This window comes from Qipengyuania sp. BR81-2 (assembly GCF_055693895.1).
Map to the genome: position 1 here is coordinate 1,941,891 of NZ_CM146344.1, position 18,859 is coordinate 1,960,749.

Below are 18,859 nucleotides of genomic sequence, written 5' to 3' on the forward strand. Positions count from 1 at the left end.
CGGTCCGCACTGCGGCATCATGGCCCTCAAGAGGGAGAGACTCATGATCCGCACTGCTTTTTCAGCCGTCCTGCTCGCCAGCGCCGCGCCCGTGCTGGCCGAAACGCATTCCATCGAACCGGGCGAGGGCGCGCAGGAGCGCCTGCAGGAAGCACTGATCCTGGCGCAGCCCGGCGACGAGATCGTCCTTGCTGCCGGGCGTTACGAGCTCACCGACGGGCTCAGCCTCGATGTCGACGGCGTTACGGTCCGCGGGGCCGGGATGGACGGGACGGTTCTCGATTTCACCGCGCAGGCAGGCGCGGGAGAGGGGCTGCTGGTCACCAGCGACAATGTCACCTTGCGCGATTTCGCGATGGAGAACCCCAAGGGCGACGGGATCAAGTCGAAGGGCGCCGATCACATCGTCTACCACCGCATCCGCGTCACCTGGACGCGCGGCCCTCATCCCGAGAACGGCGCCTACGCGATCTATCCGGTGGAAAGCACCGGCGTGTTGGTCGATGGGGTGAAGGTCACCGGCGCGAGCGATGCCGGGATCTATGTCGGACAGTCTAACCAGATCACGGTGCGCAACTCGATTGCCGAGGCGAATGTCGCGGGGATCGAGATCGAGAACAGCCGTAACGCGCTGGTCGAGCACAATATCGCCACGCGCAACACGGGCGGTATCCTCGTGTTCGACCTTCCCGACCTGCCCGTCATGGGTGGCGGCAACGTGATCGTGCGCAACAATCTCGTGGTCGCGAATGACACGCCCAACTTCGCGCCTCCGGGCAATATCGTTGCTGGTGTGCGTCGCGGCACGGGCATCATGGTGATGGCGAACGAGGACGTGCTGATCGAGGATAACATCCTCTCGGGCAATCCGACCGCGCCGGTCATGGTGATTGCCTACGTCCAGCCCTTCGAGGACGAGCGCTACAACCCGCTTCCGCGCGGCGTCGTGGTGGGTGAGAACCAGTTCGACGGAGGCGGTTACGATCCGCAGCTCGAGGGTGGTGAAATGCTCAAGGCGGCCTTCGGCGGCGCGCTTCCCCCGGTCATGTGGGACGGTCTCGGCAGCCTCTATGTCACCGGCGATACGCCCGGCTGGACGCTCAACCTTACCGAGCAGGGCAAGGGACTTGGCGACGCGCAGCCCGCGCCGCTTTCCGCGCCCGCACCGGAAAGCGAATTCGATAGCAGCGGCATTGGCGCTCCCGCCGAACTGGAGGCGCGGCTCGCGGGATGATCGGCAGGTTGCTTCTCGGCATATCGGCATGCTGCGCGGCGGCAGCCATGGCCATGCCGCCTGCCATGCCCGAGCCGGTCAATGACGAGGCGGTCAGCGGCCCGGGCTTTCCGCGCCTGCTGTCCGAGTATGGGTTCTTCAGCAATCTTCAGGCGCATGACGTCGGCCCGGGCGTCTACAAGTACGAGCTCAATACGCCGCTCTATTCGGACGGGGCCGAGAAGCTCCGCTTCATTTACACCCCCTTCGGTACCGAACCCGTGGCCGATGGGGAGGGCTTGCTCGAATTTCCGGTCGGCAGCGCGCTGATCAAGACCTTCGCATTCGGCGAAGGCGACGAGCGCCGCCTGATCGAGACGCGTGTCCTCCTCCACCGTGCCGATGGCTGGCTCGCATTGCCCTACCTCTGGAACGAGGAGCAGACCGATGCGCGGCTCGCGATTGCCGGAGCGAGGATCGACCTGACTACGCCAAGAGGCGAGGCGATCAGTTACCGTGTCCCGAACAAGAACCAGTGCAAGGAATGTCACGGACTCGATGGCGAAGTCGTGCCGATCGGGCCCAAGGTCCGCAATCTCTCGGCCGACTGGTTCACGGGGCATTTCGGGGAAGTGCCCGAAGGCGCGGACCAACTGCCCGTCTGGGCACATCGCGAACAGGCGAATGCCGCAGAGGCCGCACGCGCCTATCTCGACGTCAATTGCGCACATTGCCACCGGCCGGGCGCGATGGCGTCGAACAGCGGGCTGGACCTGCGTTGGGAGCAGGACGATCCCAAGGCGCTGGGCATCATGAAACGACCGGTGGCTGCCGGGCGAGGGGCGGGCGACCTGTTGTTCGATATCGTTCCGGGCGATCCGGAAGGATCGATCCTGCTGCACCGGATGCTGAGCAACGATCCCGGCGTCGCCATGCCCGAACTGGGCAAGGCCAGCGTCGACCAAGAAGGGGCCGAGGCGGTACGACGCTGGATCGCAGGCATGGAAACAGGGGGTAAGCTCAAGTGAAAAAGTGGCTGTTGCGCGGCCTGGGAATACTCGCGGCCTTGCTTGTGATCGCTTTTCTTGCGTTTCGCGTGCCCGATACCGATCCCGAGGAGATGCGCGCGAAATATGCAGAGGAGCCTTCGCAGTTCCTCGCGCTCGAGGATGGACGCGAGATCCACCTTCGCGATGAAGGGCCGCGCGATGCGCCCGCTATCATCCTCCTGCACGGTTCGAACGCCGACCTGCATACATGGCAGGCCTGGGCGGACATGCTCTCCGAAGACTACCGCGTCATCCGTTACGACCAGCGCGGTCATGGGCTGACCGGCCCGGCATTGGACGACGACTATACTCTCGGCGGCTTCGTTGCCGACGTGACTGCGGTGGCGGACGAGCTTGACCTCACCACGTTCACGCTTGTCGGCAATTCGATGGGCGGCTGGATTGCCGCCGGCTATGCGATCGAGAACCCCGGACGGCTCGAGGCGCTTGTGCTCGTCGATGCGGGCGGCGCGCCAGTCAGGCGCGAGGGCGGCGGAAACATCGCGTTCACTCTAGCCGGAATGCCGGTGGTAGGTGACGTGATGAGCCAGCTGTTGCCGCGTTCGTTGGTCGCGCGCAGCCTGTCGCAGAGCGTCACGAACCAGGATATCGTCACTGATGAGGCGATCGACCGATACTGGCAGCTGGCGCGCTATCCGGGCAACCGCAGCGCGACGCGCAAACGTTTCTCGCAGGAGCGCACCGCTTTCGACGCGGAAACCGTCTCGGGCATCCGCGTGCCCACGCTCGTCATGTGGGGGAAGGAGGACGCGCTGATCCCCTTCGATGCGGGTGAGTGGTATGCCGAGCACCTGCCGGACGCCACGCTCGTCGCCTATGACGGCATCGGTCATATCCCGATGGAAGAAGCACCCGAGCGAAGCGCGACCGATCTCATGGTCTGGCTTTCGGAGATGCGGCTCGGTCCTGCCGGTTCGATGGAACCGCGGGCGGACGAGGCCGTTCTAACCCCTTGAACACGGGGGCCGCACCTAGGCGGCGTGACATCTTCTCGAAGGAGCGTCGTTCTTGCGTACACTGGGCCTCATCGGCGGGATGAGCTGGATTTCGACCCGCGCTTTCTACGAACGTATCAATCGCAATGTGCAAAAACGCGCGCAGCCGATGGCGAGCGCGCCGATGCTGATCGAAAGCCTCGATTATTCGCGCATCTACCAGGCGAAGCAGTCGGACGATTGGGATGGCATCGCAAGCATTCTCGTCGACAGTGCGCGCCGGCTGGAAGACGCAGGTGCCGAAGGTCTCGTCGTCGCGGCGAATACCATGCACAAATGCTACGACCGGCTGGCGGAGGCGATTTCGATCCCTGTCCTCCACATCGCGGACAGCGTCGGCAAGGCGATGCAGGAAGCCAAATGCAACAATGCCGCGCTGCTGGGCACGCGCTTCATCATGACGGAGAGCTTCTACCGCCAGCGGCTGGTGTCATACGGCGTCGACCTGCTTCCCCCCGATCCCAGCGATGTCGAGCTGGTCGACGGCATCATCTACAAGGAATTGATGCTCGGCCGGGTCACCCGCGATGCCGAGCGCGCGCTGAAGTCGATCATCACGATGAAGGAAAAGGAGGGGGCGAAAGCCATCGTTCTGGCCTGCACCGAACTGGAGCTCGTGGTCGACACGGATGCAAATGTCCTGCCCGTGTTCGATTCTACCGACATCCATTGCAAAGCTGCCGTCGACTGGATGCTGGACGCAACATAATTTGATTTCGAACTGCAACCCAAGTTGTATAATTGCGACATTTTGGTGACAGTGGGAATCTTTCAAGGGAAATTAACCTTCACCCGGTTGTCACCGCGTGAATGGGCGGCATTCTAGCCTTCTCAATTCTCTGGGAAGGGACTGCACATATGAAAATTACCATGGGTCGCCTCGCGACCGTAAGCTTCGTTGCGCTTGCGGGAGCAGCTGTCGCTACGCCTGCCGCTGCACAGAAGATCGAAAACCAATACGTCTGCGTGTTCAACCCCGGCCTCGTGGGCCAGGGTTCGGTCAAGGCGGAAGCCAACCGTTCGGCACGCGCTGCCGGTGGCAACGTCAAGTTCACCTACGAGCGTACGATCCGCGGCTTCGCCGTGAACGCATCGGCTCAGGGCGTCGCCAACATGCAGGCGAAGAACCCGCGCATCGCATATTGCGAGCAGGACCAGGTCTACACCACCTCGGCTCCGCCTCCGGGCAAGGGCAAGGGCGGCGATGACGGCGGCAGCCAGCCTTCGCAGACCACGCCTTGGGGCATTACGCGTGTCGGTGGCGGCCAGACCGGTGCAACCGGCCGTGCGCTCGTCCTCGATAGTGGCGTCGATCTCGACCACCCAGATCTTAATGTAAACGTCGGCCTCTCGGTCAACTTTACCCGCGATAAGAACGCCGACGACGGCAATGGCCACGGCACGCACGTTGCCGGCACCATCGCTGCCATCGACAACAACATCGGTGTGATCGGTGTTGCACCGGGCGTCGAAGTCATCGGTATCAAGGTCCTCGACCGTCGTGGTTCGGGTTCGACAAGCGGCGTGATCGCGGGCATCGAATATGCGGCACAGATCGCCAATTCGAACGACGTGGCGAACATGTCGCTCGGTGGCGGTTTCAGCCAGGCGCTGAACGACGCTGTTATAGCTGCTGCCCAGACCGGCCTGCGCTTCGCGCTTGCTGCCGGTAACGAAAGCACCAGCGCGACCACCAAGTCCCCCGCTTCGGCAAACCACCCGAACATCTACACGATCAGCTCGTTCGCACAGGGCGACAACTGGTCGAGCTTCTCCAACTACGGCAACCCGCCGGTCGATTTCGCGGAGCCCGGCTCGGGCATCCTCTCGACCTACAAGGGGGGCGGCTATGCGACGCTTTCGGGCACCTCGATGGCTAGCCCGCACGCCGCAGGCCTGCTGCTGCTCGGTTCGATCCGCAGCGGTGGTTCGGTGAACGGAGACCCTGACGGAAATCCGGATACGATCGGCGTCAACTGATAGCCGAGGGTCGCAACCATCCGGTCGGGCCGCGCGTTTCAGGACGCGCGGCCCTTTTCTTTGCCCGCTCGCAAAGCGCGTTCTGACGAAAAGCCTGCGGGTTCGCTTTTCGTTCACGTTGTCGCGGTGAATCGGCTGACCTAAGCCTCACTCCCGCATGCAAAGAGCCCCGTACGCCGCCGATCCCGCCGCCTCGCGCGGACGCGAGTTTGCCGAGGACCGCGACGGTGCGCGCGGTCCGCGCAGCGAATTCCAGCGCGATCGCGACAGGATCATCCATTCTATCGCTTTCCGGCGGCTGCGCTCCAAGACGCAGGTCTTCGTGGCGCCCGACGGCGATCACTACCGCACGCGGCTCACGCACAGCCTAGAAGTCGCGCAGATCGGCAGGGTCATCGCGCGCGAACTCGGTCTCGACGAGGACCTGACCGAGGCTCTGTGCCTTGCCCACGATATCGGCCATCCGCCCTTCGGTCACGCAGGCGAGGAAGCGCTCGAGGATGCGATGACGCATGCGGGCAGCTACGATCACAACGCGCATGGCATCCGCGTGCTGGCGCGGCTCGAAAGCCCCTATCCCGACCATCCCGGGCTTAATCTGACCTGGGAAATGCTCGAGGGGATGGCGAAGCACAATGGTCCGGTGAAGACGTCGAACTGGGCGCTCGCCGAGATCGACGATGCTTTCAGCCTAGAACTTGGCCAGTGGCCATCGCTCGAAGCGCAGGTGGCGGCGGTTGCCGACGACATCGCCTATGACAATCACGATATCGACGATGGCCTGAGGGCAGGCTTCCTGTCGCTCGACGACCTGATGGAGCTGGACCTTCTCGCGGACCAGTTCCGACGAGTCGAAAAGCGCTTTCCGCACGCGCCGCGCGAGATCCAGCTGCGCGAGCTCGTGCGCAGCCAGATCGGGCTGATGGTCAACGACGTGCTTGAAAACACGCGCGCACGGGTGAAAGGCATGGCCAGCGCCGACGAGGCGAGGGGAGCGGGCGAGCAGACGGCGGGATTCTCGCCGGAAATGGCTGTCGAAGAAAGACGATTGAAGAAGTTCATGTACGAGCGGCTCTATTACCATCCCGAGCAGATCCAGACGTCGGAGCGTGCGCGCGATGTCGTCTCACGGCTCTTTGCGGCCTATCGCGACGATCCGAAGATCATGCCCAACGGCTGGGCCGACCAGCTGCCTTCGGGCGATCCGCATACGAGCCGCCACATCGCCGATTTCATCGCCGGTATGACGGACCGCTTCGCTATCGACCAGTGCCGCCGTATCTACGGCCAGGCACCCGAGGGCTTGTCCAATGTCTGACGCGCTGCGCCTCTGCCTGATCGGCGCGACCGGCCTCATTGGCGGCAAGGTCATGGAAGAATGCATCGGCCGCGAAGACGTGCGCCTGCAAGGCATCGGCCGGCGTGAGACGTCCTTTCCGCGCGGGCTTCGCATCGAATATTTCGTCGCGGAACCAGCGAAGTGGGGCGAGGTCCTCGAAGCGCTCCGTCCGAAGGCGGTCATCTGCGCGCTTGGCACCACCTGGAAGAAAGCTGGCGAGGACGAGGCAGCCTTCCGGGCGGTCGATTACGACCTCGTAATCGAGACCGCGCAGGCCGCCAAGGAGCATGGCGTCGAACGCTTCGTCTGCGTCAGCTCGGTCGGCGCGAATATCGCGTCCAAGCAGTTCTACCTGAGGGTGAAAGGCGAGATGGAGCGCGACCTGACGCGCGTCCGCTTCAACCGCCTCGACATCCTCCGACCAGGCTTGCTCGTCGGCAAGCGCGAGAACGACCGGCGGACCGCAGAGCGTATCGGCATCGCGGCGGCCCCCGTGGCAAACCTCTTCCTGCATGGCGCCTATCGCCAGTACCGGGCCATCAAGGCAGAAACAGTCGCGCAAGCGGCGCTCGCGCTCAGCAGGCGTGCGGCACGTGGCCGTTTCGTCCACGATAACGACGCCATCCACCGCGCTGCGCGAACCCTGCCGCAACTCGTGGCCGATTGAGGAGAAGCGAGATGTGGTCGATCGCGTTCAGTGCAGCCAATATCCTCGCACTAGCGATGTGGGCCGCGCTCATCCTCCTGCCGCGCTGGCCGGCCCTGCTCGCGGCCGCGCTCTATCTGGGCGTCGGACTGCTCTGTGCTGCCTACTCGCTCGGGCTGATCGGCATCGTCAGTGGCTTGCTCGACCCCGTCGGTGGTTCGGCGAGCATGGATTTCGGCTCGATCGAGGGTGTACGCCGGATATTCGCAAGTGACGGCGGAGTGACGGTCGGCTGGATCCACTATCTCGCCTTCGACCTCTTCGTCGGCATCTGGATCGCGCGCGACGCGGATGCCAAAGGCTTCTCGCGGCTGGTGCAGGCACCCATCCTGCTTGCGACCTTTATGGCCGGACCGCTGGGCCTCTTCATCTGGCTCGTCGTGCGCGAGCGCCGCGCGCGCGAAGGCGGCCGCTGGCAATAGGGTTCTTGCGCGCTGGCCGGTGCATGGCATGATGGCTCCCGAGAGGAGAGCCGCATGAGTGAAGAGCCCAAGCTCAGTTTCGACGAGTTCATTCGCCACTGGGCGCAGGAGCGACCCGACAATATCGCGCTGGAGCAGGACGGCGAGGCGATCAGTTTCGGCGAGCTCGAACCGCGCAGCCGCAAGATTGTCGCCATGCTGGCCGCACACGGCGTGGGCAGGGGCGACCGTATCGCCTGGCTTGGCAAGAACTCGCGACACTATTTCGAGCTGTTCTATTCCGCCGCGCGTGTCGGCGCGGTGATGGTGCCGATCGGCTGGCGCCTTGCTGCACCCGAAGTGGCCTATATCCTCGGCGATACCGGGGCGAAGCTCCTGCTGCTCGGCGAAGGCTTCGAGGAGCTGGCGCAGAAGGCGTGCAGCCAGATGGACACGCCGCCCGAAGTGATGTCGACACCCGATGCGCTTGCCGCCATCGAAGCGGCACCGGCCGACGATTTCACGGCTGCGGGACCGGACGATGCCGTGCTGCAGCTCTACACCTCCGGCACCACCGGCAATCCCAAGGGGGCGGTGCTGACCAACCGCAACCTCTTCTCTCTGCGCGTTCCGAGCCAGGAGGAAGGCCAGCCCTGGTCGCATTTCGACGATGACGAGGCGATCCTCGTGTGCATGCCCTGCGCGCATATCGGGGGCACGGGACTCGGCATCATGGCGATGGGGTCCGGCATCAGGGCCATCGTGCAGGAAGAGTTCACGCCCGACGGCGTGCTCGACGGATTCGAGCAGGGCATCACGAGGCTCTTCATCGTACCTGCCGCGCTGCAGATGGTGGTGCAGCACCCGCGCGCGAAAGATACCGACATGTCGGCGATCAAATACGTGATGTACGGCGCGGCCCCGATCCCGCTCGACCTGCTGCGCGAGGCTGTGCGCACCATTCCCGATGCGGGCTTCATGCAATGCTACGGCATGACCGAGACCACCGGCACGATCGCTGCGCTACCGCCCGAGGATCATTCGCTCGAAGGTAACGAGCGGATGAAGTCTGCCGGCAAGGCTGTTCCCGGGGCGGAACTGAAGGTCATCGGCGAGGACGGCGAGGAACTGCCGCGCGGCGAGGTGGGCGAACTCATCTGCAGGAGCCCTTCGAACATGGCGGGCTACTGGAACCTGCCGGAGGCGACCGAAAGCTCGCTCAAGTACGGGTGGATGCACACGGGCGACGCGGCCTACATGGACGAGGACGGCTATGTCTTCATCCAGGACCGGATCAAGGACATGATCATTTCGGGCGGCGAGAACGTCTATCCCGCACAGGTCGAAAGCGCGATTTATGGCCACCCCGCCATCAGCGAAGTGGCTGTCATCGGCGTGCCCGACGACACCTGGGGAGAGGCAGTGAAGGCCTGCGTCGTCGCCAAGCCGGGCGAAGAGGTGGACGAGAAATCGATCATCGAATGGACGCGCGAGCGTCTCGCCGGGTTCAAGGTCCCCAAGAGCGTCGATGTGATCGACGTGATGCCGCGCAACGCCTCAGGCAAGATCCTTCGCAAGGACCTGCGCGCTCCCTACTGGGAAGGTCGCGAGAGGCAGGTGAATTGAAGCGTCATGCGCCGGCAACGGCGCGCAATTCCCAGCCGCTCGCCGATGTCCTCGGAAATGAACTGCCCGCAAGCGGTCTGGTGCTGGAGATAGCCAGCGGCTCGGGCGAGCATGCGGTCTTCATGGCCAGCCGTTTCCCGGCGCTCGATTGGCAGCCCAGCGACCGGGAAAGCGATGCGCTCATGTCGATCGGCAGCTGGGCGAGCGAGGCAGGGCCGGGTAATCTCCGCCCTGCGGTCGAAATCGATGCCACCCAAGGCCCTTGGCCGATCGATGAAGCCGATGCCGTGCTGTGCGTGAACATGGTTCACATCAGCCCCTGGGAGGCGAGCGAAGGGTTGTTTCGCGGCGCTGCCGGCATCCTCGCCTCGGAAGCGCCGCTGATCCTCTACGGTCCATATTTCGAGGACGACGTAGAGACCGCCGCTTCAAACACCGCTTTCGACGAGAGCCTGCGTGCCCGCAATCCCGCCTGGGGGATCAGGCGCCTGTCCCGGATGGATGAACTGGCAACGAAAACAGGCTTCGAGCGCACTGCTCGATACGCAATGCCGGCGAACAATCTGACGCTGGTCTATCGCCGGCTCGATACATAGCAAAACGCCCGCCGGTGAGGGCGGGCGTTTCATTCTTCAGTGAATTAGACGATCCGCGATCAGTCGATCGCTTCCTCGCCTGCTTCGCCGACGGACTTGATGTCCTCGCCGAGGCCCTTGACCGTGTTGCAGGCGGCGCTGCCCAGAGAAAGGGCGGCAGCTGACAGCAACAGCATGGATTTCCTGAAGAGTTCGGTCTTGTTTTTCATGGCTTAATCGATTGCATCCTCACCGGCCTCGCCAACCGATTGTACGTCTTCACCAAGGCCCTGCACCGTGTTGCAGGCAGTAGCGCCAAGGCTCATCGTGGTAATTCCGAAGGCGATAAGCAGTTTCTTGATCATAATAGCATCCTTCCCGAAGGGCTCAAGTATCGAGCGTTCGTGCGGGAAGAACGGGTACTTGTAGGCGCAGTTCCCTGAACGGTCCTTGGCGGGCCCTGCCGTCTGCCCCATATGGCGCACGATGCAACGCTTCCTGACCTTTGCCAGCGACGCCGAAATCCTCGCCTTGTGGGGTGCGGGCTTCGTCCTGTGTGCGCTTGTCGCGCTCGGCATGGAGCGGCGGCGCGCGAAGCGGACCAGAATAGACAGCGTCGGCTGGATACCGTGGACCGGCCTGTTCCTGACATTCATGGTGGTAGGCGGCGGCCTGCTGGCCGTCGCCGTACCGGGTATCGTCCGGGGCTAGTGCCTTAGAGGCAGGCTTCCAGATACGCTTGGTCGAAGCCGAACTGGCGGGCTTTTTCCAGCGTGTAGGGTCGCAGGCCGCTCGAGCGGAACTCGCCGAGAATCTTGCCGTCCTCGCTCTCGTCCAGATACTCGAACTTGAACAGGTTCTGCGTCACGATCACGTCGCCTTCCATGCCGATCACCTCGGTGATGTCGGTGGTGCGGCGAGAACCATCGCGAAGGCGCTTCACCTGCACGATCAGGTCGACGAGATTCTGCGATCTGGCGGCTGATGGCTTCCTTCGGGATCTTGATGTCGCCCATCAGGATCATGTTTTCCATACGGCCGAGACACTCACGCGGGCTGTTGGCGTGAAGTGTACACATCGAACCATCGTGGCCCGTGTTCATGGCGGCGAGAAGGTCGAAACATTCCGCGCCACGAATTTCGCCCAGGATGATGCGGTCGGGACGCATACGCAGGGCGTTCTTCACGAGGTCGCCGATGGTGATGGCACCTTGGCCTTCGAGGTTCGGCGGACGCGTTTCCAGCGGCAGCCAGTGCGGCTGCTGCAGGCGGAGCTCGGCGGCGTCCTCGATGGTGAGCACGCGCTCGCCCGGGTCGATCATCTTCGACAGGGCGTTGAGCATGGTCGTCTTACCCGAACCCGTACCGCCGGAAATGACGATATTCATGCGGCATGCGCCGGCAATCTTGAGCGCCGTACACATCTTCTCGCTCATCGATCCGAAGCCCTGGAGCATGTCGAGCGTGATCGGCTTCTCGGAGAACTTACGAGATCGAGATCGCGGTACCGCGCAGCGAAAGCGGCGGCACGATGACGTTCACACGGCTGCCGTCCTTGAGGCGGGCGTCGGCGAGCGGGGTGGTCTGGTCGACGCGACGGCCGACCTGGTTCACGATGCGCTGGGCGATCTGGAACAGGTGCTGTTCGTCGCGGAAGCGGATCGGGGCAATGACGAGCTTGCCCTTCTTTTCGATGTAGGTCTGGTCGGGGCCGTTGACCATGATGTCCGACACGTCGGGATCGTTCAGCAGTTCTTCGAGCGGACCGAAGCCGAGCAATTCGTCGACGAGGACCTTTTCGAGTGCGAACTGTTCGCGGCGGTTTAGCGTGACCTTCAGCTCGGCCAGCACTTCCATGATGATCGGACGGAATTCTTCCGACAGCTCGTCCTTGGACAGGGTTGCCGCGGCTTCGGGATCGACGCGTTCGAGCAGGCGCGGGAGCACCTGTTCCTTGATCTTGTGGACGCTGGCTTCGAAACCGCCGACTTCGCCTTCGGTCTGGTGCGTCGCATTCATGCGGTCCGACAGGCGCTGCATGGCATCGGCGTTCTTGTCCGATCCACCAGCTCCGGGTGCGGGAGGCGCATCCTGCGGAAGGGGCGGGAACTGTTCGCCGCCGTTTCCGTCGCCCTTATCCTTGTCGCCGTCTGAGGATTTGCCGCCGCCCTGCATCGGACGAGCGACACCAAACTGCGGACGCGCACCGGCAGACATGCCTGCCGACCCGTTTTTCCGTCCGAATGCACTCATGCCTCAACCCCTCAAAAGGTAATGTCTGGTGACAGGGAAGCGCTGCCCCAAAAGTGGCAAACCCCGTCTTCGCGGATTTGGTGAATAAGTTGGAAACCTTGATTTTCTCTAAATGGCGGCCTTGATCCGAGCAGTTAATGGCGCGATGCGCTCGGAAGACGCCGATGACGGGCTCACGGGGGTAGCAGAATGCCGCAAGCCGAATTGACGAGAAGAGACCGACCGGTCGATCGAGCCGGTATCGTCAGGATCCTGGCGGTCGCCCTCGGCGTGGTGATGCCGGTCGTAACCGCCGTGGCTTATCCGACTTACTTCACGATGATGAGCAAGCCTTGGTACGAGACGACCAGGGTTATCGAGCTTCCTTACCTGATATTCGAGATCGGCTTCATCCTGTGGGCGGGGCGGCGCGGTTTCGATCTGGTCGCAGCGATCAAAGCCCTGCCGCGCGACATCCGAATTGCGCTCGGAATCTGGCTTGCCGTGATGAGTTTCGGCCTGGTGTTCGTGAGCTCAGATGTCTTTTATGCGCTTACTCACTCGCTGATGTGGATTTTCCACATCGTCTTTGCGTTGGCAGTCTTCTCGGTGCTGAAAGGCAGCGACGTTCCATCCGACGACCGGTTCTTTCATTGGCACGGGGTAGGGCTTGCTGTCCTCTCCATTTACACGGCCTGGTGGTTCGGAACCGTCCCGCCTGCAGAAACACTCCCTTTCGGGATGATCGAATTGCGCGGAGCCGTCCCGGGCTGGATCAGTGTGCGACACTTCGGCTCGTGGACCGGAGCTATTACGGCAGCTTTCGCAATTCGAGATCTTGTTCGGGGCAAGCGGGCGCGACATGGCATGGGCGCGCGCGTTCTACTTTCTGGCTGCAGGGCTGACGGTATGGTCGGGTACACGCGCGGCGATCCTTGCGGTCGTCGTCGTGACACTTGTGTTTCTCTTGTTCTTGCGCAGATGGCCGGAATTGGGGCGTATGGCCTGGGCTGCGGGTTTGACCATCGCGGCGACGGCGCTTGCATATCTGTTGCTGCCGGACGATCCGGCATTCCACTTGATCGAAACGCGCGATTTCGAGTCGGGTTCGGGCTTTGCGATTACTCGCACCCTGATCTGGACGCGGAGCGTTGAAATCTGGCTGAGTTCGCCATGGGTGGGGCTGGGCACGGGCTCGATATTCTGGGAATATTCTCCGAGCTACCGGCCTACACAGCCGCATAACGTCATTCTGCAATTCCTCATTTCTTGGGGTGTGATTGGCGCCGCAGCAGCCCTGTGGATTGCGGTTCGAGGGATCAAATTCGTGCACCGTGCGGGAAAGGCGGTTCCGGTGGCCTTCCCCGCGCTCGCAATGTTGTACGCCTTGCTGTTCCAGAGCCTGCTGGAAGGCATGCTCCACTACCCCCGCTTCATTGTGTCGATTGTAGTGCTGTCGGTAGTCGTTCTCGTGATTGCCCGAGGCCAGGACTCGGCGGCGGGCGCGAACTGACAATGCAAAAAGGCGAGCGAAGCGGGATACTTCTCGCACTGTGCGGTTTTGCGCTGCTCAGCGTGGGGGATGCGGTCATCAAGTCCATGGCAGGTGAATTCTCGCCGCTTGGCGTTGCGGCGATCCGTTTCGCGATCGGCGCGGCGGGGCTATCGATCCTCCTTGGGATGAACGAAGGGCGCGCGGCTTTCCGGCCGTCGAACCCCTGGTTGCAAGCTGCCCGCGGTTTCTGCCTCGCTGCGGCATCGCTGTGCTTCTTCTCGGCCATTTTCGTCATGCCGCTTGCCACTGCGATGGCGCTCGCTTTTGTCTCGCCTGTAGTTGTCGCTCTGCTGAGCGGTCCTTTGCTCGGCGAGAAGGTGCGTGCTGCCGTGTGGATGGCATCGCTCGTCGCGCTTGCCGGCGTGGCGCTCGTGCTACGTCCCAATCTCGCGGTACTCGGCTGGCAGGCACTCCTGCCACTCGGCTCGGCGTTCTTCTTCGCGCTGATGATCATCGCCAACAGGGCCAGCGCGGGGCAGGGCAGCTCGCTTTCGATGCAGGTGTTCGTCCAGATCGGTGCCATGCCCCTTCTCATTGTCGCTGCGTTCGGCGGCCATGCTTCAGGTGCTGAGAGCTTGCGCCTCGAAATGCCGGACTGGACAGTCCTGGGGCGCTGTGCCCTGGTGGCGATCACCGCCAGCAGCGCGCATTGGTTGGCCTACATTGGTACGCAGCGGGCGGGCGCTGCTACGATCGCACCCACGACCTATGTGCAGATGCTGGTGGCGACACTCTTCGGCTGGTGGTGGTTCGGCGACGTCCCGGACCTAGCGACCTTGATCGGCGCGACGATCATCATCGGGGCCGGTCTTCTCCTGTGGTGGAGTACACCCCGGGAACCGGCTACTGCTCGCGCCGATTGATTGGCGGACGGGAAACGCTAAGGCTGCTTCCGACAGGCTAAAGGGACCCCTATATGTGCGGAATTATCGGTATTGTCGGCAATCAGGCCGTTTCGGAACGGCTGGTCGACGGGCTGAAACGCATGGAATACCGCGGGTATGACAGCGCGGGCATTTGTACCATCTATGGCGGAGAATTGATCCGCCGCCGCGCCGAAGGCAAGTTGTCGAACCTTGTCGCGGAGCTGGCGGAGAACCCAGCCGAGGGCGAGATCGGCATTGCGCACACCCGGTGGGCGACCCATGGGGCACCGACCGCGAGCAATGCGCATCCGCATGCGACCGACAAGGTGGCAATCGTCCACAATGGTATCATCGAAAATTACAAGGAATTGCGCGCGGAAGTGAAAGCTGCGGGTCGCACGCTGGAAAGCGATACCGACAGTGAAGTGGTCGCGCACCTGCTCACGCGGCGCCTGGAGGATGGCGAAACCCCGCACGAGGCGGTGGCGAACATGCTTCCCCGCCTTCGCGGCGCTTTCGCTCTGGCCATCGCCTTCCGCGATCATCCCGACATGCTGATCGGGGCGCGCCGCGGTTCGCCGCTGGTCGTCGGTTATGGCGAGGGCGAGATGTATCTGGGCTCCGACGCGCTGGCACTCGCGCCGCTGACCCAGCAGATTTCATATCTGGAGGAAGGCGACTGGGTCGAAATCACCCGCGAAGGCGCGACCATCTTCGATGACGAAAACGAAAAGGTCGAACGCGAAGTTCGCGCGTCCGGCGCCTCGGCCTCGGCGACTGAAAAAGGCAATTACCGCCACTTCATGCAGAAGGAGATATTCGAGCAGCCCACTGTGGTGGCCCAGACGCTCGGCTCTTACCTGCGTCGCGATGATGCCTCGATCGCCCTGCCGCAGTTCGACTTCGACATCTCCAGCATCAAGCGCGTGACAATCGTCGCCTGCGGAACCTCCTATTACGCGGGCATGGTCGCCAAGTACTGGTTCGAGCAGTTCGCCCGTGTGCCCGTCGACATCGATGTGGCTTCCGAGTTCCGCTACCGCGAGCCGGTTCTGGAGGATGGTGGTCTTGCCATCTTCATTTCGCAAAGCGGCGAGACTGCCGACACGCTGGCGGCGCTGAGGCACTGCAAGGAAAACGGCCAGACCATCGCCGTCGTCGTCAATGTGCCGACCAGCACAATGGCGCGCGAGGCGGACCTTCTGCTTCCCACCCATGCCGGCCCCGAGATCGGTGTCGCATCGACCAAGGCGTTCACCTGCCAGCTTGCCGTCCTCGCCGCGCTTGCGGCGCACATGGCGGTCAAGAAGGGCCTCATGAGCCGCGAGGAAGAGTACGAGGTCGTCAAGCACCTGCTCGAGGCACCTGCCTGTCTCAACGCGGCGCTCGACCATGACGACGATATCGCCTCGATGGCGCACCTCATCGCCCCGGCGCGCGATGTGCTCTATCTGGGACGCGGGCCCGACTACCCGCTCGCGCTCGAAGGTGCTCTGAAGCTCAAGGAAATCAGCTACATCCACGCCGAGGGCTATGCCAGCGGCGAGATGAAGCACGGTCCCATCGCACTGATCGACGACGATGTGCCGGTGATCGTGCTCGCACCGTCCGGTCCGCTGTTCGAAAAGAGCATTTCGAACATGGAAGAAGTGCGCGCACGCGGCGGCCAGATCGTGCTGATTTCCGATGCCGAGGGGCTTGAACAGGCAGGCGAGGGATGCCTTGCCACGATCGAGATGCCGCGTGTCCACCCGCTGATCGCACCGCTGGTCTACGCCATTCCCGTCCAGCTGCTTGCCTATCACGTGGCCTGCGTGAAGGGCACCGACGTCGACCAGCCGCGCAATCTGGCGAAATCCGTCACGGTCGAATGATCCTGCTTAACCGCCTGCGATTTACCCGGAAATAACCTTTCCCGCGTAATCGCAAGGTGTGAGCGATTGGAATTTCGACCAGTCCCCTGAAGGGACCAAGCCGACCGTGCGGCAGGTCATCGGGCTAGATTTGCCCGAGACCGGCGACTGGGCGCGCGTGCATGGTCGCCAGTATGCGGTCGTCTCCCAGCGCGCCGGAACGCGCGTCGTGCTCCATGCCATCGCCGCCCTGATCGTGGTGTGGCTATGCCGTGACAGCATCGAATTGCTCGCACTCCAGGCCTGGGGTGCGGCGCTCGGATTTGCCGTGATGCTGGCCTTTGCCAGCGACTATCGCCTGCGCGACGTCGAAGACCGCCTGTTCACCGAGCGCGAGCTGCGCAGTCACGCGTTGGTCTCGGGCCTGAAGGGCGCCATCTGGTCGCTAGGACTGTGCGGCGCGGTATTCTTCGGCGCCGGTGGCCAGATCGCATCGATCTGGGCAGCCATCGCTTTCCTGATGCTGGCCAGCGTCGCCAGTCGGTTCAGCGCTCCGCTCAGTTCCGTCGCCTTTTGCACAGCCGCCAGCGTGGGTTCGCTCATCGCAGCACTCGCGACGTTCAATTTCGGGCTCGCCATCATTATTCTCGCGAGCGCGTTCTTCGCATCCTTCGGCCTGATCGAATCTGCGCGAATGACCTACGAATCGCGGCTCGCAGACCTTGAGATGCAGGAAAAGAGCGAGACGGTCTCGATGCTCCTGCGCGAATTCGAGGAAGGCCAGGCTGACTGGCTCTGGCAGATCGACACCAACCGCCGACTGCGTTCTGTCAGCCCGCGTTTCGCCTTCGCGCTCCAGCGTGACGCTGCCGAGATCGAGGGCAAGTCGTTCCTGCAGCTGATCTCCGGCGATGGCTGGAAGAACGGCGAGTTTCCGCAAAGCCTGCACGAGCTCGCCGACAAGCTTAAGGGCCGCGAGAGCTTCTCCAACCTCGTGGTGAAGGCCACGGTGCGCGGCGAAGTTCGCTGGTGGGAGCTCTCGGGCACGCCGATGTTCGACGGCGACGGCCAGTGGCTCGGTTTCCGCGGCGTGGGCTCGGATGTGACCACGCAGCGCGAGAGCACCGAGAAGATCGAGTATCTCGCTCGCTACGATACGCTGACCCAGCTGCCGAACCGCCTGCAGCTCAACGAGGCGCTGGGCAAGGCGCTGACCTATGCGGAACAGTGGCGTACGCGCTGCGCGTTCCTGATGATCGACCTCGACCGCTTCAAGGCGGTGAACGATTCGCTCGGCCACCTTGTCGGCGACAGGCTGCTCGCGCAGGTCGCGGCGCGCCTCAAGCCGCTGATGGACGAGGGCGAGCTGGTCGGCCGCCTCGGCGGCGACGAGTTCGGCGTTGTCATTCGCGATGCCTCCGACCGCCGCCGCGCTGATACGCTGGCCAAGTCGATCATCGCCGCGCTCACCACGCCGTTCCACATCGACAATCACGTTCTCTATGTCGGCACCAGCGTCGGCTCGGCGATCGGTCCGCGCGACGGACGTTCGGTCGAGGAGCTGCTACGCAACGCCGACCTCGCGCTTTATCGCGCCAAGGACGAGGGCGGGGGCAACCACTTCGAATACGAACCCTCGCTCCACAGCAATGCCGAGGAACGGCGCCAGCTGGAGGTAGCGCTGCGCAGCGCGCTGGAGAACGACGAGTTTGTCCTCCACTACCAGCCCGTGGTTGATGCGATCGATGAAAGCGTCGTCAGCTTCGAGGCGCTGATGCGCTGGAACAGCCCTGAACACGGCTTCGTCAGCCCGGCCAAGTTCATCCCCATCGCCGAAGACACGCGCCTGATCGTGCCGATCGGTACCTGGGTGCTCAACCAGGCCTGTCACGAGGCAGCCGCCAACTGGCCCGAAGACGTGAAGGTGAACATCAACGTTTCGCCCGAGCAGCTGGTCGAGCCGGACTTTGCAGGCACGGTCGTGCGTGCCCTTTCACACAGCGGTCTCGATCCCTCGCGGCTCGAAATCGAGGTGACCGAAAGCATCTTCATGCGCGATGCGGCGGTCGCCCGTAAGGCTCTGGAGCAGTGCATGGCGCTGGGCTGCTCGGTCGCGCTGGACGACTTCGGTACAGGCTATTCTTCGCTCGGCTACCTGCGCAAACTCAAGTTCACCACGATCAAGGTCGACCGCCTGTTCGTGCAGGGTGCCGCTCAGGAAAGCCCGGAAAGTCTCGCCATCGTTCGCGCCGTGGTGGCCATGGCCGACAGCCTCGGCATGACGACGACGGCGGAAGGTGTCGAGAATCAGGACGAGGCCGACCTCATCCGCCGTCTCGGCTGCACCAAGATCCAAGGATACCATTTCGGCCGGCCGATGCCTGCCGAGGATGCCCGCAAGGTCGTGAAACGCCGCGGCTTCGACGAGAAGCGCAAGAGCGCCTGAGG

Annotated in this window: 17 protein-coding genes and 1 pseudogene; 15 read left to right on the forward strand and 3 right to left on the reverse strand. The window is 63.2% G+C overall.

Annotation, left to right across the window (positions count from 1 at the left end):
* Positions 1-43: 43 nt before the first annotated feature.
* The 10 genes from ACZ1G8_RS09820 (at position 44) to ACZ1G8_RS09865 (ending at position 9,926) form a co-directional block, all read left to right on the forward strand.
* Complete coding sequence (locus ACZ1G8_RS09820; protein ID WP_472679237.1) at positions 44-1,234, forward strand: parallel beta-helix domain-containing protein; 1,191 nt, start codon at positions 44-46, stop codon at positions 1,232-1,234.
* The gene (locus tag ACZ1G8_RS09825; RefSeq protein WP_472679238.1) at positions 1,231-2,241 is read left to right on the forward strand and encodes an SO2930 family diheme c-type cytochrome; all 1,011 of its coding nucleotides are present in this window, start codon (positions 1,231-1,233) and stop codon (positions 2,239-2,241) included. The genes ACZ1G8_RS09820 and ACZ1G8_RS09825 overlap by 4 nt, the downstream gene beginning before the upstream one ends.
* Positions 2,238-3,239 carry an alpha/beta fold hydrolase gene (locus ACZ1G8_RS09830; RefSeq protein WP_472679239.1) on the forward strand — a complete coding sequence of 334 codons (1,002 nt, stop codon included), beginning with the start codon at positions 2,238-2,240 and terminating at the stop codon, positions 3,237-3,239. The genes ACZ1G8_RS09825 and ACZ1G8_RS09830 overlap by 4 nt, the downstream gene beginning before the upstream one ends.
* 52 nt (positions 3,240-3,291) lie before the next feature.
* Positions 3,292-3,987 (forward strand): aspartate/glutamate racemase family protein, encoded by a 696-nt coding sequence (locus ACZ1G8_RS09835; RefSeq protein WP_472679240.1) that lies wholly within the window; start codon positions 3,292-3,294, stop codon positions 3,985-3,987.
* Positions 3,988-4,136: 149 nt separating this feature from the next.
* Positions 4,137-5,258, forward strand: a complete 1,122-nt coding sequence (locus tag ACZ1G8_RS09840; RefSeq protein ID WP_472679241.1) for a S8 family serine peptidase — start codon at positions 4,137-4,139, stop codon at positions 5,256-5,258.
* Positions 5,259-5,415: 157 nt separating this feature from the next.
* Positions 5,416-6,576: a deoxyguanosinetriphosphate triphosphohydrolase gene (locus tag ACZ1G8_RS09845; RefSeq protein ID WP_472679242.1), complete on the forward strand. Its 1,161-nt coding sequence runs from the start codon at positions 5,416-5,418 to the stop codon at positions 6,574-6,576.
* On the forward strand, positions 6,569-7,264 hold the full coding sequence (locus tag ACZ1G8_RS09850) for an NAD(P)H-binding protein (protein ID WP_472679243.1): 696 nt from the start codon (positions 6,569-6,571) through the stop codon (positions 7,262-7,264). Before ACZ1G8_RS09845 ends, ACZ1G8_RS09850 begins: the two co-directional genes overlap by 8 nt.
* Before the next feature lie 11 nt (positions 7,265-7,275).
* Complete coding sequence (locus ACZ1G8_RS09855) at positions 7,276-7,725, forward strand: ABA4-like family protein (RefSeq protein WP_472679244.1); 450 nt, start codon at positions 7,276-7,278, stop codon at positions 7,723-7,725.
* 54 nt (positions 7,726-7,779) lie between these two features.
* A complete protein-coding gene (locus ACZ1G8_RS09860; RefSeq protein ID WP_472679245.1) occupies positions 7,780-9,330 on the forward strand; it encodes a fatty acid--CoA ligase in 1,551 nt (516 codons plus the stop codon).
* Entirely contained in the window at positions 9,327-9,926 is a 600-nt protein-coding gene (locus tag ACZ1G8_RS09865) for a DUF938 domain-containing protein (protein WP_472679246.1), read from the forward strand. Before ACZ1G8_RS09860 ends, ACZ1G8_RS09865 begins: the two co-directional genes overlap by 4 nt.
* Before the next feature lie 59 nt (positions 9,927-9,985).
* On the opposite strand, the gene ACZ1G8_RS09870 is transcribed toward ACZ1G8_RS09865, so the two are convergent.
* Together ACZ1G8_RS09870 and ACZ1G8_RS09875 are read right to left on the reverse strand one after the other, a co-directional pair.
* The gene (locus ACZ1G8_RS09870) at positions 9,986-10,135 is read right to left on the reverse strand and encodes an entericidin A/B family lipoprotein (protein WP_472679247.1); all 150 of its coding nucleotides are present in this window, start codon (positions 10,133-10,135) and stop codon (positions 9,986-9,988) included.
* A 3-nt stretch (positions 10,136-10,138) separates the two neighbouring features.
* Entirely contained in the window at positions 10,139-10,270 is a 132-nt protein-coding gene (locus ACZ1G8_RS09875) for an entericidin A/B family lipoprotein (RefSeq protein WP_472679248.1), read from the reverse strand.
* Positions 10,271-10,391: 121 nt separating this feature from the next.
* Here ACZ1G8_RS09875 and ACZ1G8_RS09880 point away from each other — a divergent pair, with 121 nt between their 5' ends.
* On the forward strand, positions 10,392-10,616 hold the full coding sequence (locus ACZ1G8_RS09880) for a hypothetical protein (protein ID WP_472679249.1): 225 nt from the start codon (positions 10,392-10,394) through the stop codon (positions 10,614-10,616).
* Positions 10,617-10,620: 4 nt separating this feature from the next.
* Here the strand turns inward: ACZ1G8_RS09880 and ACZ1G8_RS09885 are convergent.
* Positions 10,621-12,158 (reverse strand): annotated as a pseudogene (locus ACZ1G8_RS09885) (CpaF family protein).
* An 841-nt stretch (positions 12,159-12,999) separates the two neighbouring features.
* Here ACZ1G8_RS09885 and ACZ1G8_RS09890 point away from each other — a divergent pair.
* Genes ACZ1G8_RS09890 through ACZ1G8_RS09905 form a run of 4 tightly spaced genes read left to right on the forward strand, consistent with a single transcriptional unit; the run spans position 13,000 to position 18,857 of the window.
* Positions 13,000-13,650 carry an O-antigen ligase family protein gene (locus ACZ1G8_RS09890; RefSeq protein ID WP_472681236.1) on the forward strand — a complete coding sequence of 217 codons (651 nt, stop codon included), beginning with the start codon at positions 13,000-13,002 and terminating at the stop codon, positions 13,648-13,650.
* Between the two features lie 2 nt (positions 13,651-13,652).
* Entirely contained in the window at positions 13,653-14,555 is a 903-nt protein-coding gene (locus tag ACZ1G8_RS09895; RefSeq protein ID WP_472679250.1) for a DMT family transporter, read from the forward strand.
* 53 nt (positions 14,556-14,608) lie between these two features.
* Positions 14,609-16,432 (forward strand): glutamine--fructose-6-phosphate transaminase (isomerizing), encoded by a 1,824-nt coding sequence (glmS, locus tag ACZ1G8_RS09900; protein WP_472679251.1) that lies wholly within the window; start codon positions 14,609-14,611, stop codon positions 16,430-16,432.
* Between the two features lie 58 nt (positions 16,433-16,490).
* Positions 16,491-18,857, forward strand: a complete 2,367-nt coding sequence (locus ACZ1G8_RS09905) for a putative bifunctional diguanylate cyclase/phosphodiesterase (RefSeq protein ID WP_472679252.1) — start codon at positions 16,491-16,493, stop codon at positions 18,855-18,857.
* Positions 18,858-18,859 lie beyond the last annotated feature (2 nt).